The sequence below is a fragment of the Reyranella sp. genome (assembly GCF_965279625.1).
Taxonomy (GTDB): Bacteria; Pseudomonadota; Alphaproteobacteria; order Reyranellales; family Reyranellaceae; genus Reyranella.
In genome coordinates this window covers 2,741,480-2,767,814 of sequence record NZ_OZ257251.1, presented here as the reverse complement: position 1 = coordinate 2,767,814, position 26,335 = coordinate 2,741,480, and the positions used below count along the sequence as shown (strand labels likewise).

Here is a 26,335-nt window from a genome sequence, read left to right as displayed (position 1 = left end):
CTTCGCTTCTTTTCAGTTTCGGGAGATTTCCATGTCGATTCGACGTTCGTTCGTCGGCCTCGCTGTGCTGGCCCTCGGGCTTGCTGCGTCGCCGGTCCTCGCCGGCACCTATGATCTGGTCATCGATCGCACGACTGTCGCGATCGACGGCCAGACACGCCGTGTCTTTTCCATCAATGGCGAGATCGCCGGTCCGACGCTGCGCTGGACCGAGGGCGAGGAGGTGACGGTGAACGTCACCAATCACCTGAAGGAGGATACGTCGATCCACTGGCACGGCATCCTCGTGCCCTACCAGATGGACGGCGTGCCGATGGTGAGCTTTCGCGGCATCCGGCCGGGTGAGACCTTCACCTATCGGTTCAAGGTCCGGCAGGCCGGTACCTACTGGTATCACAGCCATTCCGGCGGACAGGAGCAGGAGGGCATGTACGCGCCCATCGTGATCGCTCCGGCGAAGGGCGAACGCGAGAAGGCGGCGCGCGACTATGTCGTGATGCTCTCGGACCATCACCCGATGTCGCCAGGCTCCATCCTGCGCAAGCTGAAGCAGGAACCCGGCTACTTCAACGACCGCAGGCGCACCTTGCTCGGGCTGATGCGCGATCTCGCGGCGGCGAAGACGACCGAAGAGAAACAGGCCGTCATCTCGAGCCGCCTGATGTGGGGTGAGATGCGGATGGACCCAACTGATCTCGCCGACGTGACGGGCTACACGTTCCTGGTGAACGGCCGCGGTCCCACCGACAACTGGACCGGCCTGTTCAGGCCGGGCGAGAAGGTGCGGCTGCGTTTCATCAACGGCTCGGCGATGACCCTGTTCGACACGCGCGTCCCGGGGCTGCGGATGAAGGTCGTGCAGGCCGACGGGCAGGACGTGAAGCCGATCGAGATCGACGAGTTCCGCATCGGCGTCGGCGAGACTTACGACGTCATCGTCGAGCCGAAGGACGATCGCGCCTACACGATCGAGGCGCAGTCGATCGACCGTCGAGGCTTCGCCCGCGGCACGCTCGCACCGCGCGAAGGCATGACCGGACCGGCGCCGATGCCGCGGCCGCCCGCGCTGCTCGGCGAGGCTGACATGGGACATGGCGGCATGCCTGGCATGGACCATTCGAAGATGGACCACGCGAAGATGGGCCGTGCCGCTTCGGCATCGTCCGACCTGTCGGGCCTCGTCCACGTGCCGCCGGTCGACGCGCCGGCGGGATCGAAGGTGCTGTCCTACACCGACCTGCGCCGCATCGACCGCTCGTACCGGCTGCGGCCGGCCGACCGCACGATCGACATCAGGCTGACCGGCAACATGGAGAAGTTCTTCTGGTCGTTCGACGACAAGAAGTACTCCGAAGATCCGGTGATGAACTTCACGCAGGGCGAGACGGTGCGCCTGGTCTTCAGGAACGAGACCATGATGAACCATCCGATTCACCTGCACGGGCTCTGGATGGATCTGGAGAACGGCGCGGGCGAGGACCGGCCGCGCAAGCATGTGGTGATCGTGCCGCCCGGCCGCACGGTGAGCGTCACGGTGCGCATGACGGAGACCGGCCGCTGGCCGTTCCACTGTCATTTTCTCTATCACATGATGACCGGGATGTTCCGTGAGTTCGTCGTGACGCCGTCGGCGGTGCCGGTGGTCGACGACGTCGTGCCCGCGGATGAACCTGCAGCGCGACCATCGAGACCGGCGTCGAGGCCAGCGGCGCCTGTCCCCCCTCCGGCACCCGTGACGGGAGGCGGCCATGGCCAGCACCATCACTAGGCTCTTCGGCATCTCAGCCCTCCTGCTCGCGGCAGCGCCCGCGCAGGCGATGGATGATGAGGTGATCTGGTGGCGCTTCGACGGCCGTGCGGAGAAGCGCATCTCTTCGGTTGCGCCGGCGACCGAATGGGCGGCGTCGGCCTGGATCGGCGAGGATCGCAACAAGCTGCGGCTGGCCAACACCGGCATCGTCGGAGACAACGGCCACATCGACAACGAAGGCGGCACCAGGGGCATCGACACCCGCTTCTTCTACAGCCGGCTGATCTCCGACTTCTGGGACGCCAAGGCCGGCGTGCAATTCACAGTGTTCGATGAGGGTGTCACGCGCTCTGGTTTCCTCGCGGGCGTCGAGGGGGTGGCGCCGTTTGGTGTCCACGTCGATCTCGTGGCAGGCGTCAGCCAGACCGGCGTGGTGAGTGCGCGGCTCGAAGCCTCCTACGACGCGTTGTTGTCGCAGAAGCTGATCGCCACGCCCTACCTCGAGGCGATGGTCGCCTCCAAGGACGATCCCGCCATCCAGCTCGGCAGCGGACTCGCGCGCGTCGAGCTGGGCCTTCGATTGCGCTACGAGATCACCAAGGAAGTGGCGCCGTACATCGGCGTCGCCTTCGAGCAGTTCACCGGCAACACCGCGGGCTTCGTCGCGGCGTCCGGCGAGCCGACCTCGCTGGTGCGGGCACTGGTGGGTCTCAAGGTCTGGTTCTGACGCCGGCGCGTGGCATGCAAATTGCTGCATCGTTCCCGGGAATTCGGGGACGATCCAGGGGGTTCGCATGTTCCATCGTTTGGTGTCCGGTCTGGCTCTTGCGGCCGCTTTCGTCTCCGTCGCCACGGCACAGGATCTTCCGAAGAGCCAGTTCAAGGTGATCGGACTCAACAGCCCGACACCGGTCTCGATCCACGACGAGCTGCCCTTCTGGCGCAAGACGATCCCAGCGGCCTCCAAGGGCGCGATCACCGTCGATGTGACGCCGCTCGACCAGATGGGCATCGACGACAAGACCATGCTGCGGCTGCTGAAGCTCGGTGTCATGGACTTTGCCGCCATGGACATCTCCAAGATGGCCGGCGACGACCCTCGTTTCGAGGCCTGCGATCTCGCCGGGCTCACACTCACGCCGGCCAAGGCGCGCGCGGCCTGCAATGCCTATCGGGACGTGATCGATCGTCAGATGCAGAAGAACTGGAACGCCAAGCTGCTGGCCTTCGGCGGCAACACGCCCCAGGTCTTCTGGTGCCGCGACGTGCTGGCCGGCCTGGAGGGTCTCAAGGGCAAGAAGATCCGCGTCTTCAACAATACGATGCGCGACTTCCTGAGCGGTGTCGGCGGGACCGCCGTCAGCATGGCCTTTGCCGAGGTGGTGCCCGCGCTCAACAACGGCGTGGTCGATTGCGGCGTGACCGGCAGCCTGTCGGGCAACACCGCCGGTTGGGCGGAGGTCACCAAGTCGATTTACCCGATGTCACTGGGCTGGAGCATCAATGTGCTGGCTGTCAACCTCGACACCTGGAAGCGGCTTGATCCCAAGACACAGGCCTTCCTGACCGAGCAGTTCAAGACCTACGAAGACAAGATGTGGACGACGATCGAGACGACGACTGGCGAGGCCGACAACTGCAACACCGGCAAGCAGCCCTGCACGATGGGCAAGCTCGCCAAGACCACGATCGTCCCGGTCAAGCCTGAGGAGATGGAGGCCCACAAGAAGCTGGTCGAAGGCGCCGTTCTCGCCGGCTGGGCCAAGCGCTGCGGTGCGGCGTGCGCGAAGGAATGGAACGAGACGGTCGGCAAGACGCTCGACCTGAAGGCGCCGACGCCCTGACGGGCAGCGGCATTACATGATCGGGGTTAGACGCTTCGCCCAGTGGGGCCTGTGGTTCGGCGGCGGGCTGGTCCTCCTGGCCGCGGTGTTGATCGGCATCGATGTGCTCATGCGCAAGTTCCTCGCGCGCTCGATCGGCGGCGCCGACGAACTGGCGGGCTATTCTCTGGCGATCGGGACGACCTGGGGATTGGGGGCGGCACTGTTGGATCGGGCCCACATACGCATCGACTCGCTCTACGTGCTGTTTCCACAGAAGCTGCGGCTCGCTCTCGACCTCTTGGCGCTCGTTCTGTTCACGGCATTCTTCGCCCTGACCCTGTGGCACGGCTTCGGCGTGGTCGCACAATCCTGGACGTCGGAATCGCGCAGCCAGTCTGCCCTCGAGACGCCGACCATCATCCCGCAGTTCTTCTGGATCGCCGGATTGGTGGCCTTTGTCGGCATCGCGATGGTGATCCTCGTGCAGTCGCTCTGGCTCGCCATGGCCGGCGACCTGCACGGCATGGCGCAGCTCATCAGCACGCGATCTGCCGAAGAGGAAGTCGAGGACGAGATTCGCGACCTCAAGGGACGACAGGACCGCGAGGGGAGCACCTGACATGCTGATCGTCACGCTTCTCATCCTGATCGGGCTGCTGGCGCTGGCGATACCGGTCGCCGCCGGTCTTGGCATTCTCGGCCTGTCGCTCTCCGCCATCTATTCGAAGCTTCCGTTGTCGCTGGCGATCGGCGAAATCGCCTGGGGCACGTCGAACAATTTCCTGCTCGTGGCGATCCCGTTCTTCGTGTTGCTGGGCGAGATCCTGCTGCGCTCCGGCATGGCCGAGCGCATGTACAACGCGCTGGTGCTCTGGGTGCCTTGGCTGCCGGGCGGGCTCATGCATTCCAACATCGCGGCCTGCGCGATGTTTGCGGCCACCTCGGGCTCGAGCGTGGCGACGGCGGCGACGATCGGCACCGTGGCGCTGGGTGAAGTCGAGAAGCGCGGCTATTCCGAGCGTCTCTTTCTCGGGACCATCGCGGCCGGCGGCACTCTGGGAATTCTGATTCCGCCGTCGATCAACATGATCGTCTACGGGGTGCTCACCGAGACATCGATTCCCAAGCTCTACCTTGCGGGCTTCATCCCCGGCATCGTGCTCGCGAGCCTGTTCAGCCTGACGGTGCTCCTGATCTGCGTGATCAAGCCGTCGCTGGGCGGCAAGCCGACCGTGACGAGCTGGGCGCAGCGCATCGCGGCGCTACCCGATCTGATTCCGCCGCTGGTGATCTTTCTGGCGGTGATTGGTTCCATCTACGCCGGCTGGGCGACCGCCACCGAATCGGCGGCGCTGGGCGTGATCGCCTCGATCGGCATCGCGGCGGCCTATCGGCGTTTGACGTTGCGCACCCTTCTCAATGCCTTCGAGGGAACGATGCGTACGACCGCCATGATCATGGCGATCCTGCTCGCGGCCTACTTCCTCAACTTCGTCATCACCTCGATCGGCCTCACCGGCCAGGTGAACAGCTTCATCACCAGCCTCGGCCTCTCGAAGGTCCAACTGCTGATCGCCGTGGTGATCTTCTACTTTATCCTCGGCATGTTCATGGAGACGCTGTCGATGATGGTCGCAACCGTGCCGATCATCGCGCCGATCATGATCAAGGCCGGCTACGATCCGATCTGGTTCGGCATCATGATAATCATCCTGATGGAACTGGCGATGATCACGCCGCCGGTCGGCATCAACCTCTATGTCGTCCAGGGCTTGCGCAAGAAGGGCCGAATCGACGACGTCATCATCGGTACGTCGCCGTTCGTAATCACCATGCTGCTGATGCTGGTGGTCCTGGCGATCTGGCCGCAGATTGCGCTGTGGCTGCCGCAGATGGCGGCGACTTAGCCCGGCACCAACGTAATCACGATGTTCCCCGCGCTGTCGCGTTCGGCGCGGGCGCCGGGCGGGACGACGCAGGTCGTGTCGTATTCGTCGACGATCAGCGGGCCGATCCTGGCGTCGGCGAGATCGGCGCGACTCACGACCGGCGTGTCCATCCAGCCGTGACTATCGCCGAACCAGGCGCGGCGCGAGGCCTGGCCCGTCGCCTCGACCCGGCTCGGTCGCACGTTCTGCGGCACGCCGCTGCCGTCGCGCAGCCCCGCGCCGACGAGCTGGATGGAAACCAGCTCGACCGGCTCGTCGGGACCGGCGCGGTGGCCGTAGGTCCGCTCGTGCTCCTGGCCGAACGCTTCCTCGAGATGCGTCACCATGCGGGCGTCGATCGGCCCGTCCGGCACCGGCACGGTGAGTTCGTAGCTCTGCCCCTTGTAGTGCAGCGCCGCAGAGCGCTTCAGCCGGGCGCTCGTGCCGGTGAAGCCTTCCTCCGCGAGTTGCTTGTCGGCCTGTTGGGCCATCGCCGTCCACGCGCGGTCGATCTCGCCGAGATCGGCCTGGCGCAGCAGGCGCCGGAAGGTTCGCGCATAGTGATGCTCGACATCGGCATAGAGCAGGCCGAAGGACGAGAAGAGGCCGGCCGAGGGCGGCACGATCACGCGGGCGATGCCCAGGGCCGCGGCCATGCCCGCCGCGAACAAGGGCCCGTTGCCCCCGAAGGCGAACAGCGAGAACTCGCGCGGATCGCGGCCGCGTTCGGTCGACACCGCCTTGATGGCGCGGATCATGTTGGAAGCCGCGATCAGGTGCGCGCCGTAGGCCGCGCGTTCGACCGTCATGCCGAGGGGCCTGGCGATCTTCTCCTCGAACGCCGCGCGGGCCTTGTCGGCGTTGAGCTTCACCGCGCCGCCCACCAGATGGCCGGGATTGATGTAGCCCAGCAGCACGTTGGCGTCGGTGATGGTCGGCGCCTCGCCGCCCTTGTCGTAGCAGACAGGACCGGGGAAGGCGCCGGCGCTCTCCGGTCCCGCCTGCAGCGCGCCGCCGGGATCGATCCAGACATGGCTGCCGCCGCCCGCGCCCACTTCGGCGAGGTCGATGGCGGGCACCTTGAGCGTGTAGCCCGCGCCGGTGAGCAGGCGCGAGCCGATCATGATGCCGGCGCCGACGGCATATTCCTGGGCGCGGGCGACCTCGCCATCCTCGACCATCGAGGCCTTGGCGGTGGTGCCGCCCATGTCGAAGGTGATGATCTTCTCTAGCTTCTTGGCGCGAGCCAGGGCCTGTGCGCCGACCACGCCGCCGGCCGGACCCGATTCGATGATGTTCATCGGCCGCTCGGCGGCGGCGGTGTCGGTGGTGAGGCCGCCGTTCGACTGCATCAGCAGCAGGCGCGCCGGAATGCCGGCACTGTCCAGCCCGCGGCGCAGCGCGTGCAGGTAGGTCGCCACGATCGGCATGACATAGGCGTTGATGACCGTGGTCGAGGTCCGCTCGTATTCCTTGATCTCGGGCAGCACCTCGCACGACACGCTGAGCGGCAGGTGCGGCGCCTTCCGGAGGACGATGTCGCGCAGCATCAGCTCATGCGCCGGATTGGCGAAGGAGTTGAGCAGGCAGATCGCGATCGCTTCGACCTTCTCGGCCAGCAGCGCATCGACGGCGCGTTCGGCATCGGCCGGATCGAGTACCCGATCGATCTTGCCGGCATGGTCGACCCGCTCGTCCACGACCCGGCGTAGATAGCGCTCGACCAGCGGCTCCGGCTTGGTCCAGGCGAGATCGTAGAGCTTGGGCATGCGCAGCGTGCGGATCTCCAGCACGTCGCGAAAGCCCTTGGTGGTGATCAGCCCGACTCTCGCGCCTTTGTGTTCGAGGATCGCGTTGGAAGCGACCGTGGTGCCGTGGCGGATTTCCTCGATCGCGGCGCCATCAAGCCCGGTCTCGCGGAAGACCTCGCTCAACCCGTCGACGATCGCCTGGGCGTAGTTGCCGACACTCGACGAGATCTTCTTGGTGTGGACGGTGCCGTCGGAGCCGAGCAGCACGATATCGGTGAAGGTGCCGCCGATGTCGACACCAACGCGATAGGTCACGGTCATGGGAGCTACTCCGCCGCTCGGGCGAGCAGCACCGGGTCGTGCCACTGGACCGTCGGCGGCTTCGTCCAGCCGCGCGCCTTGGCCATCTCGGCGCGCCGCTGCTGGGTCGCGGCGGTGTCGACCGTCCAGGCGGTGGTGTCGATGACGACGCCATAGTCGCCTAGCGCCTTCGCCGGCGAGAGCAGTTCGTTGCGCACGTCTCGCACCACCGCGGCGGGATCGCGTTCCAGCGGGTCGCCCCAGCCGCCCGCCCCGGCCAGCACGTGGCGGAAGATGTCGCCGCCCTTGACCGTCATGGTGAGCTTGGAGGGCAGCAGCCGGTTCTCACCGTCGGGATTGAGATAGTTCTCCGACGGTCCGCCGGGACTGCCGCCATAGAGGCCGAACGGCCGGTGGTCGCGCCGGTCGGAGCGGACCTGCAGCATGCCTTCGGCCTCGAGAAACTTGTAGTCGCGCCGGAACGGCACGCCGCCGCGATATTTCCCGGCTCCCGCCTTGTCGGCCACGAACTCGTAGGCCAGCAGCTGGATCGGCTGCTCGGCCTCCGTGACCTCGATCGAGTGCGAGGCCATGTTGGCGAACATGTGCGAGTTGCCGTCGAGCCCGTCGGCGAAGGGCCGGGCACCCCAGGCGCCGCAGGTGAAGTCGACGTAGACGAAGGGCTTGCGGGCCGCGTCGTAGCCGCCGATCGAGATGCCGGTGTTGCCGCCGTCGCCCGCCGCCTTCACGCGGTCCGGCAGCATCATGGCCAGCGCGCCGAACATGCAGTCCGTCATGCGGAAGCCGGTCAGTCCGCGCGCCGCGCATGCCGCCGGCAACACGCCGTTGCCAACGGTGCCCGGCGGGCAGATCACCTCGATGGCGCGAAACACGCCTTCGTTGTTGGGGATGCCCGGCGGCAGCACCGAGCGCACGCCGGTATAGGAGGCGGCCTTGGTGAAGGAGAGCGTGTTGTTGATCGCACCCTTGACCTGCGGATGGGTGCCGGTCCAGTCGACCACCATGTGGCCGCCCTTCTTGGTGATCGTGACGAACAGGCGGATCGGCTTGCCGTAGTCGACGCCGTCATCGTCGATCCAGTCCTCGAAGCTCCACTCGCCGTCGGGCAGCTCCTGGATCGCCGCCCGCGTCAGGCGCTCGGCATAGTCGATGACCTCGTTCAGGTAGAACTTCGTCTCCTCTGCCCCATGGCGTGAGACCAGCTCGGCGAACTGCTTCTCGCCGATATGGCAGGCCGCGAGCTGGGCCCGCAGGTCGCCGAACAGCTGGACGGGTAGCCGGACGTTCTTCTCGATGAACGTCATGATGGTCTTGTTGAGGACGCCCTTGTCGTAGAGCTTCATCGGCGCGATGCGCAGGCCCTCGGCGTAGATTTCCGTCGAATCCGACGCGTTCGAGCCGGCGACGCGGCCGCCGACGTCGATGTGGTGGCAGACCGTGCAGGCGAAGGCCAGCCGCTCGCCTTCGTGGAACAGCGGCTTGATCACGAAGATGTCGGGCAGATGCATGCCGCCGTCGAAAGGATCGTTCATGATGAAGACGTCGCCCTCCGCCATGTCGTCCTTGAAGTGACGCATGATCGATTCCATGGCGGTTGGCACCGAGCCAAGATGACCCGGCAGGGTCAGACCCTGCGCGGCGAGCTTGCCGTTGGCATCGGCGAAACCCGTCGAATAGTCCATATTGTCCTTGAGCACGCCGGAATAGGTCGTCCGGAAGACCGTGAGCGCCATCTCGTCGGCGATCGAGAAAATGGCGTTCTTGAAGAGCTCCAACGCGATCGGATCGGACACCGGCACTTCGTCTTCCTCCCGAAATCTGCAGCCGTCATTTGGCGAGCCTCACCATGCAATTTGCAAGCCGCTTCGGCCGTCGATTCCAGTGCCTGGAAGGTGGAGTTCGACGGATCGCATAGGCGAAATCGCCAGCGGCGCGCTAGACTGGGGTGTTCCGTTTTCGAAGAAAGTCCTAATGCCCAAGACAAAGATCGCCGTCGCCTGCCAGGGTGGCGGCAGCCAGACCGCCTTTACCGCCGGCGCGCTGAAGACCCTGTGTCAGGCCCAGCTCGGCGAGGAATTCGAGTTCGTGAGCATCAGCGGCACCTCGGGCGGCGCCGTGTGCGCGGCGCTCCTCTGGTACTCGTTCATGAAGGGCGAGCGGCCGGTCTGGAAGCGCATGATGAACTTCTGGGAGGAGAACACCGCCCAGGGTCCGGTCGAGCACGCCATCAACCGGTTCATCGTCGAATCGGTGCGGCTGGTGAATTCGGGGATGATGCCCACCCTGCAGCTCAGCCCATCCTCGCCGATGATGCAGCACATGACGGGCGTCATGACGGCCGGCCAGCGCATGGGCTTTTCCGATTTCCGCGGCCTGCTCGAAAAGCACATCGATTTCGCCGAGATTGCCTCGTGGGGGCCGAAGCCGCAGAAGCCGGTGCTCATGCTGGGCGCGGCCAATGTGACGAGCGGGGCGCTCGTAAAGTTCCTGTCGACCCGCGAGCCGATCCGGGTCGAGCACATCCTGGCGTCCTGTGCCGTGCCGAACATCTTCCCGGCGGTACAGATCGCTGACGACGCCTATTGGGACGGTCTCTTCTCCGACAATCCGCCCGTCGAGGAGCTTATCCGGCCGCGCTCGGTCGGCGAGGCGAACATTCCCGACGAAATCTGGTTGATCAAGATCAATCCGACGGCGAGCCGGCGGGTGCCCGTGAAGCCGGGCGAGATCGTCGATCGCCGCAATCAGCTCGAGGGCAACATCTCGCTGTTCCAGCAGCTGGGCCATCTCGAGTTCATGAACGACCTGATCCTGGCCGATGCCTTCCGGCCGGAGTTCCTGGCGCGCTTCGACATAAAGGCCCCGGTGCGCATTCCGAAGTCGTTTCATACCGATGCCGACAAGCCCTACCATATCCCCTGCATCGAGATGCCGGTCGAGTTCCAGGACTCGCTCGACTACGAAGGCAAGATCGACCGGGGTTCGGAGAACATCTCCAGGCTGACCGCCGAGGGCGAGAAGGCGGCGGCTCTCTTCCTGCGCCAGCGCGCCGCGGCCGTCGCTGCTTCGTCGCTCAGCGAGGACCAGACCGCCGGGCAGGCCGAATCACGGGGCGACGGTCGCGACGAGCTGCCGTTGGCGCGATGGAAGGATGATCCTCCGCCACGCTCGGAGTGAGCCTCTACTGCGGCTCGATCTTCGCGATCTTGACGTAGTCGGCCCACTTAGCGCGCTCCTCGCGGTCCTGCGCCGCGCATTGCTCGAGCGTCAGCGGCTTGGCGGTGAGGGCGAACTCCTCGGTCAGGCGCTTGTTGTTCTCGGGTGAGCTGATGGCCTCGTTGATCAGTGTGTTCAGCCGCTGCTGGATCGACAGGGGCGTCGCCTTCGGCACGGCGATCGCCAGGAAGCCGGAGCTCGTGAAGCCAGGGTAGGTCTCTGCGAGGGTCGGCACGTCGGGATAGAGCGGGCTGCGCTCGGGCAGCGAGATGGCAAGCGGCCGCGCCTTCTTGTCGACGACCTGGCCCCGCGCGGCGGTGAGGTCGACGAACATGAAGTTGATGGCGCCGCCGTAGAGGTCGTTCCAGGCGTTGCCGATCGCCTTGTAGCCGACCCCCTGCCAGTCGACGCCGGCGCGCTTGCCCAGCACCTCGGCCGGGACCTGCGAGCTCGCATTGAAGTAGCCGAAGTTGAGCTTGCCGGGGTTCGCCTTCGCATAGGCAAGCAGCTCGGCCAGGGTCTTATAAGGGCCGTCGGCCGGCACCACGAGAAAGGTGCCGGAGGAGCCGATGATGCCGACGACCGAGAAATCCTTCTCCGGATCGTAGCCCGGATTTTTGTACATGTGGACGTTGGCGGCATTGGTCGACGTCGTGGCGAGCATCAGCGTGTAGCCGTCCGGCGGTGCGACCTTCACCGACATCGCCCCGACGATTCCATTGGCGCCCGGCTTGTTCTCGACGACGAAGGGCTGCCCGGTCTTCTCCTCGATGTACTTGCCGACGAGGCGCGCGGTGATGTCGCCCGAGCCACCGGGCGCAAAGGGCACGATGATCCGGATGGCCTTGTTCGGATAAGTTTCGGTCTGCGCAGCGGCGGGCAGGGCGGCGAGAAGCGGGAGGGCGAAGAGGCTGCGGCGAGACAGCGATGTGCGAAATGTGTCCATGGGAGTGGAGTTTAGCGCATGCGCACCGGATGGACAGCGCGGCGCTTGCAGCCCTACTTTGCACCCATGTCAAAATCAGGTCGGCCGCCGCTCGACGGCATTCGCGTCATCGATTTCTCCCGCGTGATCGCGGGGCCCATGTGCACCCAGATGCTCTCCGACATGGGTGCCGAGGTGATCAAGATCGAGAATCCCGACGGCGGCGACGATACGCGCAAGGGCGCCGGCCCGCGCGCCGGTGGCGCCGAGGGCGAGAGCCACTTCTTCATGGCCTTCAACAGAGGGAAGAAGAGCGTCGGGCTCGACTTCACCAAGCCTGACGGCCAGGCGATCGTGCACAAGCTGCTCACCAATGCCGATGTGCTGGTCGAGAATTTCCGGCCGGGCGTACTGAAGAAATACGGCTTGGACTATGCCAGCCTCGCGGCGAAGTATCCGAAGCTGATCTACCTCTCGATCTCGGCCTACGGCCAGACCGGGCCGCTGTCGGACCGGCCGGGCTACGATCCCGTGCTGCAGGCCGAGTCGGGCATGATGAGCGTGAACGGCGAGGCCAATGGCGAGGGGCTGCGCCATGCCATCGCCATCGTCGACACGATGACGGCAATCCACTCCGTGGCCGCGATCAATGCAGCGCTCTACGCCCGACGTGACACCGGCAAGGGCCAGCAGATCGACCTCGCCCTCTACGACACCGCGCTCGTGTCGCTGGGTAACATGGGGGCCTACTATCTGATTGGCGGCGAGCAGCCGCGGCGTGCGGGCAACGGCCATTTCGCGTCGGCGCCCAACAGCTCGTTCGAGACGGCGAACGGCAAGATCTACATGGCGGTCGCCAACCAGAAGCTGTTCGCCGACACGGCCAAGGCGCTGGGCCATCCCGAATGGGTGAGCGATCCGCGCTTCGATACGGTTGCGAACCGCGTGGCCAACAAGCCCGAGCTGACGCGCCTCATGGAAGAGGTGCTGACGACCGACACCAAGGAGAACTGGGCGCAGAAGCTGCGCCACCTGCCCGCTGGCCCGATCCGCACCATGAAGGAGGCGCTGGACGAGCCGGAAGTGAAGCGCCGCGGCATGCTGAAGACCTACAAGCACAGCCGGGTCGGTGACGTGCCGCTGATCGGTTCGAACTTCCACTTCTCCGACACGCCGGTCGACGACACGCGACCGCCGCCGGCGCTGGGCGAACATACAGATCAGGTGGTGACGGAACTCGCAGGCCTCGGGGCGGCGGAGATCGCGACGCTGCGCGAAAAGAAGATCGTCGGCTGAAGCTTCATGTCGTCCTGAGTTCAGCGAAGGACCGCACGGAACGATCAGACGATTCCCTGGCTGGCGCGAAATCCTTCGCTGCGCTCGCGATGACGAAAATCCTCATCTGTCCAGCCAGGTTTTCAGGATCAGGTTGGTCTCCTCGGGCTTCTCCATCGTGACGAGATGGCCGCACTGGTCGATGACCACAAGCGCGGCCGCCGGGATGGCCTTGGCCATTTCCTCGGACAGGAACAGAGGCGTCGCCGCATCGTCGCGGCCGCAGACGACGATAGTCGGGCACTTGATGCGCGGCAGGTCGGGGCGCCGGTCGGTGCGGATCGCCGCCAGCTCTTCCTGCCGCTTGTAGATCTCGACGCCGATCTCGCCGCACATCGTCATCACCTCGTCGACCAGCGACTTCTCGGGCAGACGATAGGCCGGGATGAAGCGCGTCATCTGCATGCCGAGCACCAGCTCGAAATGACCTTCGTTCGCCAGGCGGATGCGGGCGCGACGGATTGCGCACTCGGCTTCGCTCTGGCTCCTCATGCCGGTATCGAGCAGCGCGAGCTTGGTCACGCGGTCGGCGGCGAACTGCATGATCTCGACCGCGAGCATGCCGCCCAGCGACAGGCCGGCCAGGGCGAACTTCTCCGCCGGCATCTGGTCGACCACCCAGCGGGCGGCGCTCTCCCAACTGTCCCAGATGGCAAGTGGCGCCTTGCGCCAGTCCGGCACGACGATCTCGGCCTGCCCTGAAAGAGCGGCGACCTGGGCGGCGAACAGGCGCGGCGAGCACAGCACGCCGGGGACGAGCAACAAGGGTGTCCTGGTCATTTCTTTCCTCCGACGCGAAGCGTAGCGCAGACGATTCGTCTGCGGTACCAATAGGCCATGGCCGCCGCCTCCGTTCGCGACATCCGTCTCGACCTGTTCCGCGGGCTCGCATTGTGGTTCATCTTTCTCGACCACATTCCGACCAACATCGTGAGCTGGCTGACCGTCCGCAACTACGGCTTCAGCGACGCTACCGAGATCTTCGTCTTCATTTCCGGCTACACCGCGGTCATCGCCTACAGCCGCATGCTGGAGGAGGAAGGGTGGCCGCGCACCGCCGCGCGCATCTATCGCCGCGTCTGGCAGCTCTACGTCGCCCATATCCTGCTGTTCGTGGCCTTCTCCGCACAGATCGCCTGGGTCTCGATCGCCCGCGATACGCCGGCGCTGATTGAAGAGATGCAGTTGATGGGCCTCGGCGATAATCCCTATCGGGCGATTCTCGAGGCGGCTCTGCTCAAGTTCCGGCCGGTCAATCTCGACGTGCTGCCGCTCTATATCGTGCTTCTGGCCGCCTTCCCGCTGGTCCTGCCCATAATGGTGCGCTGGCCATGGTTCGTGATCGCGGTTTCGATCGCTTTGTATGCCGCGACCTGTCGTCTGAACTGGAGTCTCCCGGCCTATCCCGACGAGAAGGTCTGGTACTTCAACCCCATGGCCTGGCAGGTCGTCTTTCACGTCGGTGCAGCCTGCGCCGTATTCGGCCCGGGGCTTTCCCGCCTCGACCGGTTCCGGGCGCCACTGACCATCCTGGCGATCGCTTTCATCCTGTTTGCGGCCTTCATCGCCCTGTCCTGGCAGTACAACCCGCTGGAAAGGCTGGTCCCGACCTGGGTGGCCCGGATCATCTATCCGATCGACAAGACCAACATCGACATCCTGCGATTCCTGCATTTCCTGGCCATCGCCTGGCTGGTCCGGATCGCCGTCCCGATCGACGCCCCCGGTCTCAAATGGCCCCTCTGGGAGCCACTTCGCAGATGCGGGGAGGCTTCCTTGCTTATATTCTGCATCGGGACCTTCCTGGCGCTGAGCGGCCAGGTCATCGTCAGCCACTATGAAGATTCGATCTTGTCGCAGATACTCGTGAGCATCGGGGGCATCGCCATCATGTGCGTGGCCGCCTACATCGCCGCCTGGTTCAAGCGCGGGAATGCGCGTGTGCCGGCTCGCACGCGGGCGGCAAACGGGGCTTCCAAGTGAAACGCATGTTCGCCTTCCTGATCGCGGCCCTCCTGTTCGCGGCGGGCGGAACGGCCCACGCGAACTCCATGACGCTGTGCCGCGCGCAGCCGGCCATGCTGGCGCTCGGCACGACGTTGCCGGTCTCGCGCAAGGCGATCGCCGAGCGCAAGCAGCTGCGCATCATTGCCCTGGGATCGTCCACCACCGCGGGCTACGGGGTGTCGAATCCCGCCTTCGCCTATCCCACGCAGCTCCGCATCGGCCTCGAGAAGGCGCTGCCCGGCATCGACATCGAGGTGATCAACCGCGGGATTGGCGGGCAGGACGTCGAGGAGATGGCCGCCCGCATGCAAGTCGAGATGCAGGAAAATCCGGCCTCGCTGGTCATCTGGCAGACCGGCACCAACGCTGCCATCCGGCACATGCCGCTCGACAAGTTCGACAGCACGCTGCGCGGCGGGCTGAAGCTCGGCAAGTCGCTGGGCGCGGACTTCGTCCTGATGAACCTGCAATACGTGCCGGCCGTTGTCGCCGCGCCCGACAAGGAAGCCTACGAGAAGATCATGGCCGATGCTGCCAGGGATTATTCCGCCGGCCTGTTCCGCCGCTATGACATCATGCGCGGCTGGTATGATGACGGCATGCCCTACGCCCAGTTCGTGCAGCTCGACGGGCTCCATCTCAACGATTTCGGCCAGAAGTGCATCGGCAGGCTGCTGACCCGCTCGATCGTGGATGCGCTGAAGGGTCCCTGACAAGAGGACGCAAGATGCCTCGTCGCTTCGTCGATCTTTCCATCTACCTCGAGAACGACGTGATCTCCGATCCGCCGCCGTTCGGCCCGAAGATCCAGTATCACAAGCATGCCGACACGGCCGGCCAGATCGCCGGCTTCTTCCCCGGCTTGAAAAAGGAAGACCTGCCGGACGGCGCCGGCTGGGCCGTCGAGAACGTCAATCTCTCGACGCACAACGGCACCCATCTCGACGCGCCCTATCACTTCCATCCGACGATGAACAAGGGCGAGCGCGCCATCACCATCGACGAGGTGCCGCTCGAATGGTGCTTCCAGCCCGGCGTGAAGCTCGACTTCCGCGACAAGCCGGACGGCCACGTCATCACGGCCGCCGAGGTCGAGCAGGAGCTGAAGCGGATCGGTCACGAGCTGAAGCCGCTGGAGATCGTCGTCGTGAACACGCGCGCGGGCTCGCGCTACGGCAACGACGACTACGTCAATTCCGGCTGCGGCATGGGCTATGACGCCACGATCTTCCTGCTGGAGAAGGGCGTGCGGCTGACCGGCACCGACGCCTGGAGCTGGGACGCGCCGTTCTATTTCACCGCCCAGAAATGGGCGAAGGACCACGACCCGTCGATCATCTGGGAAGGCCACAAGGCCGGCCGCGACATCGGCTACTGCCATCTCGAGAAGCTGCACAACCTAGAGGCCCTGCCTGGCGACGGCTTCACCATCGCCTGCTTCCCGCACAAGATCCGGGGCGCCTCCGCCGGCTGGACCCGCGCGGTGGCGATCTTCGAGGAGTGACGCGCCGTGCGCGTCATCCCGAGCCTTTGCGAGGGATCTTAGCTACCCAAGGGTCGCCGGCCGGCGTGCGAAAAGGAGGGCGAGGCCGAGGGCGGCGATGAGCCCGCCTGCGGCGGTGCGCAGGCGGCGCAGCATCTCTGGCCGGCTCGTGGCGAGGGAGCGTGCGCGCGACGCCAGCAACGCCACGACTACATCGACGGCGGTGTTGAGCGTGACCGAAATCAGACCCAGCAGCAGGAACTGCAGCCAGATCGGGCCCGCCGACGGGTCGACGAACTGAGGCAGGAACGCCAGGAAGAAGGCCGCGGTCTTGGGATTGAGCGCCTCGACGACGATGCCCTCGCGAAACGCCCTGCTCGCGCCCGTCGTCGGCGCTTCGGCCTCGAAGGCAAGGCGGGCCTCGCGGATCGCCTTGATCCCGATCCATACGAGGTAGAGGGCGCCCGCGAGCTTAAGGATGGTGAAGGCCTCGGCACTCGCCATCACCAGTGCCGACACACCGATGGCGCCGGCTGCCACATGCACCAGACCGCCCAGACCCGTGCCGACACTGGAGGCGAGGCCTTCGCCTCGCCCGCCGGCCAGCGTGCGAGCTGCCACGTATAATATGCCTGGGCCCGGTGAGATCGCGATCACCAGGGCCGTCAAGAAGAAGAGTGCGAGGGTCGCGAGATCCATCGCCGCCTACGGCAGCGGGTCGGGCTCGCCCGGCGGCAGCGGCACTTCGAAGACGTTGAGGGTCATCGACACCAGCATGTAGTAGCCGCAGACCCCCACGAGGTCGACGACACCCTTCTCGCCGAACGCGTCGATGGCGCGCTTGTAGTTCGTCGGCGCGACGCGGTTGGTCTCGAGATATTCCGTGACGAAGTCGTAGACCACCTTCTCGACGTCGCGCTTGAAGGGCGGCGTGGCGCGCAGGCGGACCGCCTCGATGATGTCTTCCGGCAGGCCGGCCTCCTTGGCCAGACGGGCGTGCGCATAGAACTCGAACTGCGCCTTGAAGTGCCGTCCGACCAGGCAGATCGCGAGTTCCGAGAGGTCGCGGGGCAGAGAGTTGTCGAAGCGGCAGTATTCGCCGAGCTTCTGGGCGCGGTCGGCCAGCACCGGGCTGCGCAGCCAGGGCTCGAAGGGGCCACGCAGGCCGCCACGGGGGCCGGACATGATCGCGTCGGCGACCTTCTTCTGTTCGGGGTCGAGCTTGTTCGTGTCGAGCGGCGCCAGACGCGGCATTGCGTTTCCTCTGTTCTGTCTTGTCGAAAGGTTAGATCGGACAACCGGCGTCGCCGACGCGGTTGGCATCGGCATTGTCGAAAATGTGGTTCACGATCGACAGGCCCGCCTGCATCGCGGCACTCGAGCGGACGCTGCAGGACGCGGTGGCGGTCCACAGCACCTTGCCGCTGTTGGATTCGTAGAGCGTGAGCGAAACCCGCAGCGTCGAGCCCGAGGGCACCGCCGGAATCGTGTCGCGCGGACCGATCCGGTTTGCCGGCAGCGCGAGACGCGGATTGGCGCCGGTCTCGTAGTCCTGGCTCTGCATCATCGGGATCTCGCGGTCGGCGCCGCCGGACAGGTCGAAATAGCTCACGTCCATGCGCATGATGTTGCCGCCGCTGAAGCCCACCTGGTTGCCGCGCTGGGTGAGGCGGACCATGACCTGGCGGCGCAACTCGCGCGCCAGGTGGGTGTCGGAGGTGAGCTGGACGGCGATCTTGGCCTTGGGAATCTTCTGGAACGCCTTGATCTCCAGTTCGCCCAGCTTCGGTCCGGCGCCCACGCCATATCCCTGGGCGGAGGCCGGTGCGGCGAAACAGAGCGCCGAGAGCGCGACAAAGGTGGCGGCGATACGCATTCGTCTTTCCCCTAACGTCCCTCGACCGCCGTCAGCCTGCTCCAGCCGGCTTCGTCCCGGTCGAGCATGCGCTTCAGCGATTCGAAATGCAGGAAGGCCTGCTGCGCCTCGCCCGCGATCTGCCTGGCCGTATGTTCGGCCATCGCCTCGTCGACATTGTGCAGCTCCCGGCCGGTCTGCATGGCCAGCACCTGCACCATCGCCGCACGTTCGAGGTAATAAAGGTCGTCGTAGGCTTGGGCAACGGTCGGACCCGACACGATGATACCGTGGTTCCGCAGGAACAGGATGTCCTTGTCGCCCATGGCGCGGCACATGCGCTCGCCCTCGTCGTTGGACAGCGCCACGCCACCATAGGCCTCGTCGTAGGCGATGCGGCCCCAGTAGCGGAAGGCGTTCTGGGTGCACATCTCGATGCGGCCGTCGCGGATCGACGTGAGCGCGGTCGCATAGGGCATGTGGGTATGCAGCACGACCTTGGCGCGCGGGTTGCCCGCATGGATGCGGGCGTGGATGTAGAAGGCGGTCGGCTCGACCGGGTACTTGCCCTCGAGGATGTTGCCGTCGCCGTCGGCCATGACGATGTCCGACGGGGTGATCTCCGACCAGTGCAGGCCCTGCGGATTGACGAGGAACAGCTCCTCGCGGCCGGGCACGGTCATGCTGAAATGATTGCAGACGCCCTCGTTCAGCCCGTGCCGCGCGGCGGCCCGCAGCGCCGTCGTCAGGTCGATCCGCGCCTGGGTGATCGGGTCGTTGGCAAGCATTCCTGGGAACTCCATCCTCGAAGACCGGTTCAGTGCGGATGATGCGGCTTCCACCAATCGCGGCCAAGGGAAATTGCCAGGAAAGGCGCGAGATCAGGCGGGCATGGAGTGTCGCGGCCGGTCGTTCGCCGAGATCTCGCGTACCAGCTTGGAGCGGACGGCGCGGCCGAAATGGTCGAAATTGTCGGCCACGATCAGGAACGAGCCCGGGCCGCCGATGACGCTTTCCTCGTAGTACTTGTCGAGGGTGAGGTCGGGCGGGCGGCCGAAATTGTTGCGGTTCATCATCACCGGTAGCCCGTTCACCACGATTCCCTGGGACACGAGCTTGTCGCGCACGATCTCGGCCGGCGGCCCGTCGTTCGTGCGGCCGTCGCCCGAAACGTCGATCACGCGGCGCCGGGCGATGAAGGGCGAATTCTCGAAACGCTGGCCGGCATGGGCGAGGGCGGCCCCGACGGCGGTCCAGCTCTGCGAGGTGCGCGGCGCCTCGGCGAGCTTGTCGGCAAAGCGCCGGGCGGCCCCCGGACTGTCGATCACCGTCCAGTCGAGAACGACGGTCTGGAAGTGTGCGCCCGCCCACTCGGTGTAGCAGATCGCGATCCGCCGGTTCTCGCCCGAGAGGCTGGCGTCGACGACGCGGTCGTTAGTGAGCGCCTCGATATAGCCGCGCCGCTGAAGCTCGGCTTCGACTTCGTCGATCGATCGCGAGACATCGACGGCCAGTACGAGCTGCAGGTCGACCGGGGTCTGGGCGCGCGCCGACCTGACCGTCGCCAGCGCCGCCATGGAGCCTACGAGCGCCGACCGTCGCCTCATGCCCACCTCCGCCGAAGGAGCGAAGCATAACACCGTCGCGCCCGGCGCAAACAAAAACGCCGGAGGAAATCCTCCGGCGTTCAGGTCGACCGTCAGGACGGTCTATTGCCAGAATGGCCTATTGATCGTCGTCGAAGCCGCGCTTGCGCGGTTCGTAGTCGCGCTCGCGGCGCGGCTTGTCCGGAGCGCCGCCGCCGAAACGACGGACCGGCTTGGCGAATTCGCCACCGGGAGCGCCGCCGTCGGACGGAGGAGGAGCGCTGGAGAAATCGGCACGGCGATCCCGCATCGGACCACCATCGCCACCGGGGCCTGCGCCACGGTAACCACCGCCGCCGCCGCCACCCTCACGACCGCCGCCACCATAGCCGCCGCCACTGGCGCCGCCAGGACCGCCACCACCGTAGCCGCCGCCACCACCGCCGCGATAACCACCGCCGCCGCCGTCACGGCCGCCGCCACCACCACCGTAGCCGCCGCCACCACCACCACCGCCGTAGCCGCCACCGCCGCCACCACCGTACGGCGGACGCGGACCGCGCGGACGGAAGCCGCCGCCATCGCGGCCGCCACCACCACCGCCGCCGCCAAATCCACCACCGCCGCCGCCGCCACCGGGCTGACGTTCGACGGCTTCGCGGACCGCGATCGAGCGGCCATCCAGCAACGCGCCGTTCATGGCCTGCATGGCCGAGGCGCCTTGGTCATCGGTTTCCATCTCGAGGAACGCGAAGCCGCGGCTGCGGCCGGTCTCGCGATCCACGATCACTTTCGAAGAGGTAACGGTGCCGAACTGAGAGAAGGCTTCAGACAGACGCTCAGACGTGACCGAATAGGGCAGGTTGCCCACAAACAATTTGCGACTCATTCAAGGCTCTGGGCTAGAGGAAGGATCGAGCGGAGTCCGGCGCGCGCTTGCTGGACGGATGCGTCCAAGCGTTTCGATGACCTTTGACAGATGACCAAGTAGCTCACGGGAAGACGTTGACCGGTATCGCGCTCCGCGACTGGGTGCCGAGACTCTTGATGATGCTCGTCGGCGGGTGTCGCAATGCAGCACTTATGCGCTGATTCAAGCTTTGAGTCCACCGCGTCGCGGGGTTGAGACGCAACGAAGCACGGCACACAATCGACGGGAATTCGGGAGGGATTTGAAAGTGATCGTCGACCATCGAACCTACGAGCTGCAGCCCGGCCGCCTGCGCGACTTCCTCGCGCTCTACGAAAAGGAGGGCCTGCCGGTCCAGCTCAAGCATCTCGGCAACCTCGTCGGCTACTACACGACCGAAGTCGGCAACGTGAACGAGATCGTGCACATCTGGGGCTATGCCGACCTCGCCGACCGCACGAAGCGTCGCGCGGCGATGGCAGCCGATCCCGCCTGGCAAGCCTATTTGCAGAAAAGCCGAGATTATATGAAGCACATGAATAACAAGATATTGGTGCCCACCACCTTCTCACCCACGAAGTAAGGGAAAGATCTCCAACATGGCTACCGCACACCCGCGCCGCAGCGGCGCGCAGGTTCTGATCGACCAACTGCGTATCCACGGCACCGACACGATCTTCGGCGTGCCCGGCGAAAGCTACCTGGCCGCCCTCGACGCGCTTTACGCGCAGCGCAATTCCATCCGCTATGTAATTTGCCGCCAGGAAGGCGGCGCCTCCTACATGGCCGAAGCCTACGGCAAGCTGACCGGCAAGCCCGGCGTCTGTTTCGTCACGCGTGGCCCCGGCGCCACCAATGCCAGCGTCGGAATGCATACCGGCTTCCAGGATTCGACGCCCATGATCCTGCTGGTCGGGCAGGTCGCGCGCGAACAGGCCGAGCGCGAGGCGTTCCAGGAAATCGACTATCGCCGCATGTACGGCCAGATGGCCAAGTGGGTGACCCAGATCGAGGACGCCCGCCGCATCCCCGAGATCGTGAGCCAGGCCTTCCATCGCGCCATGAACGGCCGGCCCGGTCCGGTCGTCATCGCGCTGCCAGAAGACATGCTGGTCGACGAGGTCGAGGTCGCCGATGCCGGCCCCTACAAGGTCGCGCGCGGCGCGCCGGCGCCCGAGGACATGGCCACGTTCCGCGAGCTGCTGGCCGCGGCGAAGCAGCCGCTGGTCATCCTGGGCGGTGGCGGCTGGGACGCCAAGGCCTGCGACGACATCCGCGCCTTTGTCGAGGCCAATCACCTGCCGGTGACGACGGCCTTCCGCAACCAGGACCTGATCGACAACCGTCACGACAATTTCGCGGGCGATCTCGGCCTCGGCGTGAACCCGCCGCTCGGCAAGCGCATCAAGGAAAGCGATCTCATCATCGCGATCGGCCCGCGTCTCGGCGAGGCCACCACCGGCGGCTACGCCATGTTCGACGTGCCCGTGCCGGCGCAGAAGATGGTGCACGTCCATGCCGGCGCCGAGGAGCTTGGCCGCGTCTATCAGGCGACCCTGCCGATCAACAGCGGCATGTCGCAGTTTGCCGCCGCGGCCAAGGCGATGAAGCCGGTCGATGCGTCCGCGTGGAAGGCGGGCGTCGCCGCCGCGCGCGCCGACTATCTGAAGAACATCGAGCCGACGCCGCAGCCGGGCTCCGCGAACCTCGCGGAGATCGTCGGCTGGCTGAACAAGCGCCTGCCGGACGACGTCATCGTCACCAACGGGGCGGGCAACTATGCCGGCTACGTGCACCGCTTCTTCCAGTATCGCGGCTTCCGCACCCAGCTCGCGCCGACCAACGGCTCGATGGGCTACGGCGTGCCGTCGGCGGTGGCGGCCAAGATCGCCGCGCCCGGCCGCACCGTCGTGTCGTTCAGCGGCGACGGCTGCTTCCTGATGAACGGGCAGGAGTTCGCGACCGCCGTCCAGCACGGAGCGAACGTCGTCTTCATCGTGGTCGACAACGGCATGTACGGGACGATCCGCATGCATCAGGAGCGAGAGTATCCGACGCGCGTTCATGGCACAGAGTTGAAGAACCCGGACTTCGCGGCCTATGCCCGCGCCTTCGGTGGCCATGGCGAGACGGTCGAGCGCACCGCGGACTTCGAGGCAGCGTTCGAGCGCGCGCTCGCCGCCGGCAAGCCCTCGATCATCCATGTGAAGACGGACGCCGAGGCGATCACCTCGCGCATCACCATGAGCAAGCTCCGCGAGCAGGCGCTGGCGAAGCAGAAGCACTGACCTGAGAAGGCGAAGCGGCCGGACGCAAACCCGATCGACGGGCTTGCGTCCGGCCGTCGCCGTCCTTATAGAGGCGGTCCGTGGAGATTTGAGCCGACCGGCTTGCGACCACGTTAAACATCGCTAAAAGGTCGGAGGTGCTCGCAAAGCCCCCGTCCTTCCAGGTCGGGGGCTTTTCGTTTGCGTTGCCAGGAAAGGGCACGCGGCGAGACAGGAGAGTGAGATGGATGGTTCGATTCCCGTGAAAAAGGCGCAAGCCGACGTTTCGAAGTGGCGTACCCAGACCCGCGCGGTGCGCGGCGGACAGATCCGCAGCAACTTCGACGAGACGTCCGAAGCGCTCTTCCTGACCTCGGGCTATGCCTATTCGAGTGCCGAGCAGGCCGAAGCCACCTTCAAGGGCGAGGCCGAGCACTATCAGTATTCGCGCTTCGGCAATCCGACCGTCACCATGTTCGAGAACCGGCTGGCCGCGCTGGAAGGCGCCGAGGCCTGCCGCGCCACCTCGACCGGCATGTCGGCGGTGTTCTTCGCGCTGCTGGCGCTGCTCAAGTCGGGCGACCGCATCGTCGCGGCCCGCCAGCTCTTCGGCTCCTGCCACTACATCGTGGCCGACCTGCTGCCGAAGTACGGCATCCAGAGCGAACTGGTCGACGGCGGCGATCTCGCCCAGTGGGAAAAGGCGTTGAGCAAGCCGACGCAGGCCGTGCTGTTCGAATCGCCGTCCAATCCGATGCTCGACATCGTCGACGTGAAGGCAGTGTGCGACCTCGCCCATAAGGCCGGCGCCAAGGTCGTGCTCGACAACGCCTTCGCCACGCCGATCCTGCAGCGGCCGCTCGAGTTCGGCGCCGACGTCGTGGTCCACTCCGCCACCAAGTACATCGACGGCCAGGGCCGCACCCTGGGCGGCGCCGTGCTGGGCTCGAAGGAGTTCATCATCGACAAGCTGCAGCCGATCATCCGCAACACCGGCCCGTCGCTCAGCCCGTTCAACGCCTGGGTGCTGGTGAAGGGGCTGGAGACGCTCGGCCTGCGCGTCGAGCGCCATTGCGCCAACGCCCGCCGCGTCGCCGACGCGCTGGCCGCCCATCCGGCGATCGGCCGCGTGCTTTACCCGGGACGCCCCGACCATCCGCAGCATGCGCTGGCAGCGAAGCAGATGTCCGATTTCGGCGGCGTGGTGACGTTCGACGTCAAGGCAGGTAAGCCGGCGGCGTTCGCCGCGCTGAACCGCCTGCAGATCGTCGACATCTCCAACAATCTCGGCGATGCCAAGAGCCTAGTCACCCATCCGGCGACGACGACCCACATGCGCATCGGCGCCGAGGAGCGCGCCAAGCTCGGCATCACCGACGGCACGGTCCGCCTCTCGGTCGGCCTCGAGGATGTCGAGGACATCGTCGCCGACCTCGTGCAGGCGCTGGACGCCTGACGCCGGCAGCCGGGGCAGGGAATGTCGCTTTCGGCCGACCTGTGGGCGGCAAATTCCGACCTGGCGTCCCGCATCCTGTCGCACGGCTTCGTGCGCGGGCTGCGGGACGGCTCGCTGCCGATCGAATGCTTCAAGGGCTATGTCGCACAGGACGCTTATTTCCTCGAAGCCTTCGCGCGCGCCTACGCCTTCTGCCTCGCCAATTCGCGCTCGCGCGAGGACCTGTATGGGTTCGCCGGCCTGATCGCCGGCGTCCTGCAGGAGCTCAAGCTCCATAAGGGCTATGCCGAACGCTGGCGGGTCGACCTCGACGGTGTCGCCCCGATCGAGTCGACACGCGCCTATGTCGACTTTCTTCTCGAGACGGCGCGGCACGGCGATCTCGGGGAGACGATCGCGGCGATGACGCCGTGCATGCGGCTCTACGCCTTCCTCGGCCGTGCGCTGGCGGCGAACAGCGTGGCCAAGCTCTATTCGGACTGGGTGAAGACCTATGCCGATCCGGGCTTCGAGGCGCTGGCTGCCCAGCTCGAAGCCCTGCTCGATCTCCATGCCCAGGACACCGAAGCCGTGCGCGCCAACTATCGCCGCGCCATGGAACTGGAGTTCGGCTTCTTCGCCGCCCACGTCTAGATTCCTGCCATTTTACATTGACCCACTTCCCTCATCCTGAGGAGCCGCGCCTTGCGCGGCGTCTCGAAGGATGGGCAATAGGCAAGGTGCGCGTTCCCACCCTTCGAGACGCATCGCTGCGCGATGCTCCTCAGCGACTGTGTCTGAGGTCAAGCGTTTTGCCATGGTGTCCTGTCTCTGAGGATGGCGTTGAGGATGACAAGAAGTTTGCGGGCGACGGCGATGGTGGCGACCATCTTGGTCTTACCGGCGGCGATGAGGCGCTCGTAGAAGGTTTTCAAGGGTGGGTTCCAGCGCTTGGCGACTTGGGCGCCAATGAAGAGGGCCGTTCGGACCACCGCCCGTCCGCCCCCGATGCGGGCCTTGCCCTTCCAGAGACCGGACTGGCGTGTGTAGGGAGCCAGGCCGGCAAGCGCTGCAATTTTTTTATGATCGAGCCGCCCCAACTCGGGCAGTTCGGCCAGCAAGGTCCTGGCGATGATCGAGCCAATGCCTGGCACCGATGCCAGCAGGTCTTCCTTCTCCCGCCACAGCGGTGAACCGCGCACGGCGCCATCGATGTCATGGTCGATAGTGCCGAGTTCGCGCTCAAGAGCCTTCAACAATCGCTCGATGCTCTTGCGCACGCGCGGCGGCTCGGTGCGATACAGGCGCTGACGTTCGGACGCAATCATCTCGACGATCTGGCGCCGGCGCGCCATCAGATCGGAAAGCAGGCGAGCGGCCCCATCGGGCAGCAGCCGGATCTGGGGCCGGGTGGCCTCGGCGAAGCGGGCGATGACCGACGCGTCGATCGGATCGGTCTTGGCACGCTGTCCCAGCGCCTGGGCAAAGGCCCGGACCTGTGCCGGATTGACGATCACCACAGGCATGCCGTGGTCCGAGAGGGTCGCGGCGACGAGGGTCTCGTAGCCGCCAGTGGCTTCGACCGCCACGAGGTCCACCGTGTCGCCCAGGCGGCGGCACAGCTCGACGAGGCCTGTTGCGTCGCGGGAAACCGCAAAGGCCTCCTGCGACGGCAGGACATGCACATCCAGTCGGTCCTTCGACACGTCGATGCCGACAATGCGACGGTGTTCCATGGCA

General features: G+C 65.8%; 25 protein-coding genes and 1 riboswitch. Of the genes, 14 read left to right on the top strand and 11 right to left on the bottom strand.

Annotated elements, in window-relative coordinates:
* The first annotated feature begins 31 nt into the window (after window positions 1–31).
* The 5 genes from ACQY78_RS13520 (at window position 32) to ACQY78_RS13500 (ending at window position 5,483) form a co-directional block, all read left to right on the top strand.
* The gene (locus ACQY78_RS13520; protein WP_428686200.1) at window positions 32–1,768 is read left to right on the top strand and encodes a copper resistance system multicopper oxidase; all 1,737 of its coding nucleotides are present in this window, start codon (window positions 32–34) and stop codon (window positions 1,766–1,768) included.
* Entirely contained in the window at window positions 1,749–2,477 is a 729-nt protein-coding gene (locus ACQY78_RS13515) for a copper resistance protein B (protein WP_428686199.1), read from the top strand. Before ACQY78_RS13520 ends, ACQY78_RS13515 begins: the two co-directional genes overlap by 20 nt.
* Window positions 2,478–2,544: 67 nt before the next feature.
* Complete coding sequence (locus ACQY78_RS13510) at window positions 2,545–3,594, top strand: TRAP transporter substrate-binding protein (protein WP_428686198.1); 1,050 nt, start codon at window positions 2,545–2,547, stop codon at window positions 3,592–3,594.
* A gap of 16 nt (window positions 3,595–3,610) precedes the next feature.
* On the top strand, window positions 3,611–4,195 hold the full coding sequence (locus tag ACQY78_RS13505) for a TRAP transporter small permease subunit (protein WP_428686197.1): 585 nt from the start codon (window positions 3,611–3,613) through the stop codon (window positions 4,193–4,195).
* A gap of 1 nt (window position 4,196) precedes the next feature.
* Window positions 4,197–5,483 carry a TRAP transporter large permease gene (locus ACQY78_RS13500; protein ID WP_428686196.1) on the top strand — a complete coding sequence of 429 codons (1,287 nt, stop codon included), beginning with the start codon at window positions 4,197–4,199 and terminating at the stop codon, window positions 5,481–5,483.
* On the opposite strand, the gene ACQY78_RS13495 is transcribed toward ACQY78_RS13500, so the two are convergent.
* Together ACQY78_RS13495 and ACQY78_RS13490 are read right to left on the bottom strand one after the other, a co-directional pair.
* Window positions 5,480–7,576 carry a hydantoinase/oxoprolinase family protein gene (locus ACQY78_RS13495; protein ID WP_428686195.1) on the bottom strand — a complete coding sequence of 699 codons (2,097 nt, stop codon included), beginning with the start codon at window positions 7,574–7,576 and terminating at the stop codon, window positions 5,480–5,482. The genes ACQY78_RS13500 and ACQY78_RS13495 overlap by 4 nt on opposite strands.
* Before the next feature lie 5 nt (window positions 7,577–7,581).
* Complete coding sequence (locus tag ACQY78_RS13490; protein WP_428686194.1) at window positions 7,582–9,369, bottom strand: hydantoinase B/oxoprolinase family protein; 1,788 nt, start codon at window positions 9,367–9,369, stop codon at window positions 7,582–7,584.
* 178 nt (window positions 9,370–9,547) lie between these two features.
* Between ACQY78_RS13490 and ACQY78_RS13485 the strand changes: the two genes are divergently transcribed.
* Complete coding sequence (locus ACQY78_RS13485; RefSeq protein ID WP_428686193.1) at window positions 9,548–10,753, top strand: patatin-like phospholipase family protein; 1,206 nt, start codon at window positions 9,548–9,550, stop codon at window positions 10,751–10,753.
* 4 nt (window positions 10,754–10,757) lie between these two features.
* On the opposite strand, the gene ACQY78_RS13480 is transcribed toward ACQY78_RS13485, so the two are convergent.
* Entirely contained in the window at window positions 10,758–11,738 is a 981-nt protein-coding gene (locus tag ACQY78_RS13480; protein ID WP_428686192.1) for a Bug family tripartite tricarboxylate transporter substrate binding protein, read from the bottom strand.
* A 66-nt stretch (window positions 11,739–11,804) separates the two neighbouring features.
* On the opposite strand from ACQY78_RS13480, the gene ACQY78_RS13475 reads away from it, so the two are divergent.
* Window positions 11,805–13,013, top strand: coding sequence for a CaiB/BaiF CoA transferase family protein (locus ACQY78_RS13475; protein ID WP_428686191.1), 1,209 nt, complete (start codon window positions 11,805–11,807; stop codon window positions 13,011–13,013).
* Between the two features lie 102 nt (window positions 13,014–13,115).
* On the opposite strand, the gene ACQY78_RS13470 is transcribed toward ACQY78_RS13475, so the two are convergent.
* Complete coding sequence (locus tag ACQY78_RS13470) at window positions 13,116–13,832, bottom strand: alpha/beta fold hydrolase (RefSeq protein ID WP_428686190.1); 717 nt, start codon at window positions 13,830–13,832, stop codon at window positions 13,116–13,118.
* 57 nt (window positions 13,833–13,889) lie between these two features.
* On the opposite strand from ACQY78_RS13470, the gene ACQY78_RS13465 reads away from it, so the two are divergent.
* Genes ACQY78_RS13465 through ACQY78_RS13455 form a run of 3 tightly spaced genes read left to right on the top strand, consistent with a single transcriptional unit; the run spans window position 13,890 to window position 16,563 of the window.
* A complete protein-coding gene (locus ACQY78_RS13465) occupies window positions 13,890–15,035 on the top strand; it encodes an OpgC domain-containing protein (protein WP_428686189.1) in 1,146 nt (381 codons plus the stop codon).
* Window positions 15,036–15,040: 5 nt separating this feature from the next.
* Window positions 15,041–15,772, top strand: a complete 732-nt coding sequence (locus ACQY78_RS13460; RefSeq protein ID WP_428686373.1) for an SGNH/GDSL hydrolase family protein — start codon at window positions 15,041–15,043, stop codon at window positions 15,770–15,772.
* 14 nt (window positions 15,773–15,786) lie between these two features.
* Complete coding sequence (locus tag ACQY78_RS13455) at window positions 15,787–16,563, top strand: cyclase family protein (RefSeq protein WP_428686188.1); 777 nt, start codon at window positions 15,787–15,789, stop codon at window positions 16,561–16,563.
* A 42-nt stretch (window positions 16,564–16,605) separates the two neighbouring features.
* Here the strand turns inward: ACQY78_RS13455 and ACQY78_RS13450 are convergent, their stop codons facing one another.
* From ACQY78_RS13450 to ACQY78_RS13425, 6 genes are all read right to left on the bottom strand, one after another.
* Window positions 16,606–17,241 carry a LysE family translocator gene (locus ACQY78_RS13450; protein WP_428686187.1) on the bottom strand — a complete coding sequence of 212 codons (636 nt, stop codon included), beginning with the start codon at window positions 17,239–17,241 and terminating at the stop codon, window positions 16,606–16,608.
* 6 nt (window positions 17,242–17,247) lie between these two features.
* Window positions 17,248–17,796 carry a carboxymuconolactone decarboxylase family protein gene (locus ACQY78_RS13445; protein WP_428686186.1) on the bottom strand — a complete coding sequence of 183 codons (549 nt, stop codon included), beginning with the start codon at window positions 17,794–17,796 and terminating at the stop codon, window positions 17,248–17,250.
* Window positions 17,797–17,827: 31 nt separating this feature from the next.
* Window positions 17,828–18,418 (bottom strand): hypothetical protein, encoded by a 591-nt coding sequence (locus ACQY78_RS13440; RefSeq protein ID WP_428686185.1) that lies wholly within the window; start codon window positions 18,416–18,418, stop codon window positions 17,828–17,830.
* 11 nt (window positions 18,419–18,429) lie between these two features.
* Window positions 18,430–19,185 (bottom strand): aldolase, encoded by a 756-nt coding sequence (locus ACQY78_RS13435; RefSeq protein WP_428686184.1) that lies wholly within the window; start codon window positions 19,183–19,185, stop codon window positions 18,430–18,432.
* Between the two features lie 93 nt (window positions 19,186–19,278).
* On the bottom strand, window positions 19,279–20,004 hold the full coding sequence (locus ACQY78_RS13430) for a DUF1194 domain-containing protein (RefSeq protein WP_428686183.1): 726 nt from the start codon (window positions 20,002–20,004) through the stop codon (window positions 19,279–19,281).
* A 118-nt stretch (window positions 20,005–20,122) separates the two neighbouring features.
* Window positions 20,123–20,872, bottom strand: coding sequence for an RNA recognition motif domain-containing protein (locus tag ACQY78_RS13425; protein WP_428686182.1), 750 nt, complete (start codon window positions 20,870–20,872; stop codon window positions 20,123–20,125).
* Window positions 20,873–21,161: 289 nt separating this feature from the next.
* Here ACQY78_RS13425 and ACQY78_RS13420 point away from each other — a divergent pair, with 289 nt between their 5' ends.
* From ACQY78_RS13420 to ACQY78_RS13405, 4 genes are all read left to right on the top strand, one after another.
* Complete coding sequence (locus ACQY78_RS13420) at window positions 21,162–21,476, top strand: NIPSNAP family protein (RefSeq protein WP_428686181.1); 315 nt, start codon at window positions 21,162–21,164, stop codon at window positions 21,474–21,476.
* Window positions 21,477–21,492: 16 nt separating this feature from the next.
* A complete protein-coding gene (locus ACQY78_RS13415; RefSeq protein WP_428686180.1) occupies window positions 21,493–23,181 on the top strand; it encodes a thiamine pyrophosphate-binding protein in 1,689 nt (562 codons plus the stop codon).
* 70 nt (window positions 23,182–23,251) lie between these two features.
* Window positions 23,252–23,328: riboswitch (SAM riboswitch) on the top strand.
* A gap of 76 nt (window positions 23,329–23,404) precedes the next feature.
* Window positions 23,405–24,616 (top strand): O-succinylhomoserine sulfhydrylase, encoded by a 1,212-nt coding sequence (metZ, locus tag ACQY78_RS13410; protein WP_428686179.1) that lies wholly within the window; start codon window positions 23,405–23,407, stop codon window positions 24,614–24,616.
* Window positions 24,617–24,637: 21 nt separating this feature from the next.
* On the top strand, window positions 24,638–25,249 hold the full coding sequence (locus tag ACQY78_RS13405; RefSeq protein WP_428686178.1) for a TenA family protein: 612 nt from the start codon (window positions 24,638–24,640) through the stop codon (window positions 25,247–25,249).
* Window positions 25,250–25,398: 149 nt separating this feature from the next.
* Here the strand turns inward: ACQY78_RS13405 and ACQY78_RS13400 are convergent, their stop codons facing one another.
* Complete coding sequence (locus tag ACQY78_RS13400; RefSeq protein WP_428676352.1) at window positions 25,399–26,331, bottom strand: IS110 family transposase; 933 nt, start codon at window positions 26,329–26,331, stop codon at window positions 25,399–25,401.
* Window positions 26,332–26,335: the final 4 nt, after the last annotated feature.

Coding starts and splice junctions, on each gene's coding strand:
- ACQY78_RS13515 (WP_428686199.1), top strand. CDS start 1,749: ATGGCCAGCACCATCACTAGGCTCTTCGGCATCTCAGCCCTCCTGCTC.
- ACQY78_RS13495 (WP_428686195.1), bottom strand. CDS start 7,576: ATGACCGTGACCTATCGCGTTGGTGTCGACATCGGCGGCACCTTCACC.
- ACQY78_RS13440 (WP_428686185.1), bottom strand. CDS start 18,418: ATGCGTATCGCCGCCACCTTTGTCGCGCTCTCGGCGCTCTGTTTCGCC.
- ACQY78_RS13465 (WP_428686189.1), top strand. CDS start 13,890: ATGGCCGCCGCCTCCGTTCGCGACATCCGTCTCGACCTGTTCCGCGGG.
- ACQY78_RS13485 (WP_428686193.1), top strand. CDS start 9,548: ATGCCCAAGACAAAGATCGCCGTCGCCTGCCAGGGTGGCGGCAGCCAG.
- ACQY78_RS13455 (WP_428686188.1), top strand. CDS start 15,787: ATGCCTCGTCGCTTCGTCGATCTTTCCATCTACCTCGAGAACGACGTG.
- ACQY78_RS13450 (WP_428686187.1), bottom strand. CDS start 17,241: ATGGATCTCGCGACCCTCGCACTCTTCTTCTTGACGGCCCTGGTGATC.
- ACQY78_RS13505 (WP_428686197.1), top strand. CDS start 3,611: ATGATCGGGGTTAGACGCTTCGCCCAGTGGGGCCTGTGGTTCGGCGGC.
- ACQY78_RS13500 (WP_428686196.1), top strand. CDS start 4,197: ATGCTGATCGTCACGCTTCTCATCCTGATCGGGCTGCTGGCGCTGGCG.
- ACQY78_RS13480 (WP_428686192.1), bottom strand. CDS start 11,738: ATGGACACATTTCGCACATCGCTGTCTCGCCGCAGCCTCTTCGCCCTC.
- ACQY78_RS13415 (WP_428686180.1), top strand. CDS start 21,493: ATGGCTACCGCACACCCGCGCCGCAGCGGCGCGCAGGTTCTGATCGAC.
- ACQY78_RS13520 (WP_428686200.1), top strand. CDS start 32: ATGTCGATTCGACGTTCGTTCGTCGGCCTCGCTGTGCTGGCCCTCGGG.
- ACQY78_RS13425 (WP_428686182.1), bottom strand. CDS start 20,872: ATGAGTCGCAAATTGTTTGTGGGCAACCTGCCCTATTCGGTCACGTCT.
- ACQY78_RS13445 (WP_428686186.1), bottom strand. CDS start 17,796: ATGCCGCGTCTGGCGCCGCTCGACACGAACAAGCTCGACCCCGAACAG.
- ACQY78_RS13510 (WP_428686198.1), top strand. CDS start 2,545: ATGTTCCATCGTTTGGTGTCCGGTCTGGCTCTTGCGGCCGCTTTCGTC.
- ACQY78_RS13400 (WP_428676352.1), bottom strand. CDS start 26,331: ATGGAACACCGTCGCATTGTCGGCATCGACGTGTCGAAGGACCGACTG.
- ACQY78_RS13470 (WP_428686190.1), bottom strand. CDS start 13,832: ATGACCAGGACACCCTTGTTGCTCGTCCCCGGCGTGCTGTGCTCGCCG.
- ACQY78_RS13430 (WP_428686183.1), bottom strand. CDS start 20,004: ATGAGGCGACGGTCGGCGCTCGTAGGCTCCATGGCGGCGCTGGCGACG.
- metZ (WP_428686179.1), top strand. CDS start 23,405: ATGGATGGTTCGATTCCCGTGAAAAAGGCGCAAGCCGACGTTTCGAAG.
- ACQY78_RS13405 (WP_428686178.1), top strand. CDS start 24,638: ATGTCGCTTTCGGCCGACCTGTGGGCGGCAAATTCCGACCTGGCGTCC.
- ACQY78_RS13475 (WP_428686191.1), top strand. CDS start 11,805: ATGTCAAAATCAGGTCGGCCGCCGCTCGACGGCATTCGCGTCATCGAT.
- ACQY78_RS13435 (WP_428686184.1), bottom strand. CDS start 19,185: ATGCTTGCCAACGACCCGATCACCCAGGCGCGGATCGACCTGACGACG.
- ACQY78_RS13460 (WP_428686373.1), top strand. CDS start 15,041: ATGTTCGCCTTCCTGATCGCGGCCCTCCTGTTCGCGGCGGGCGGAACG.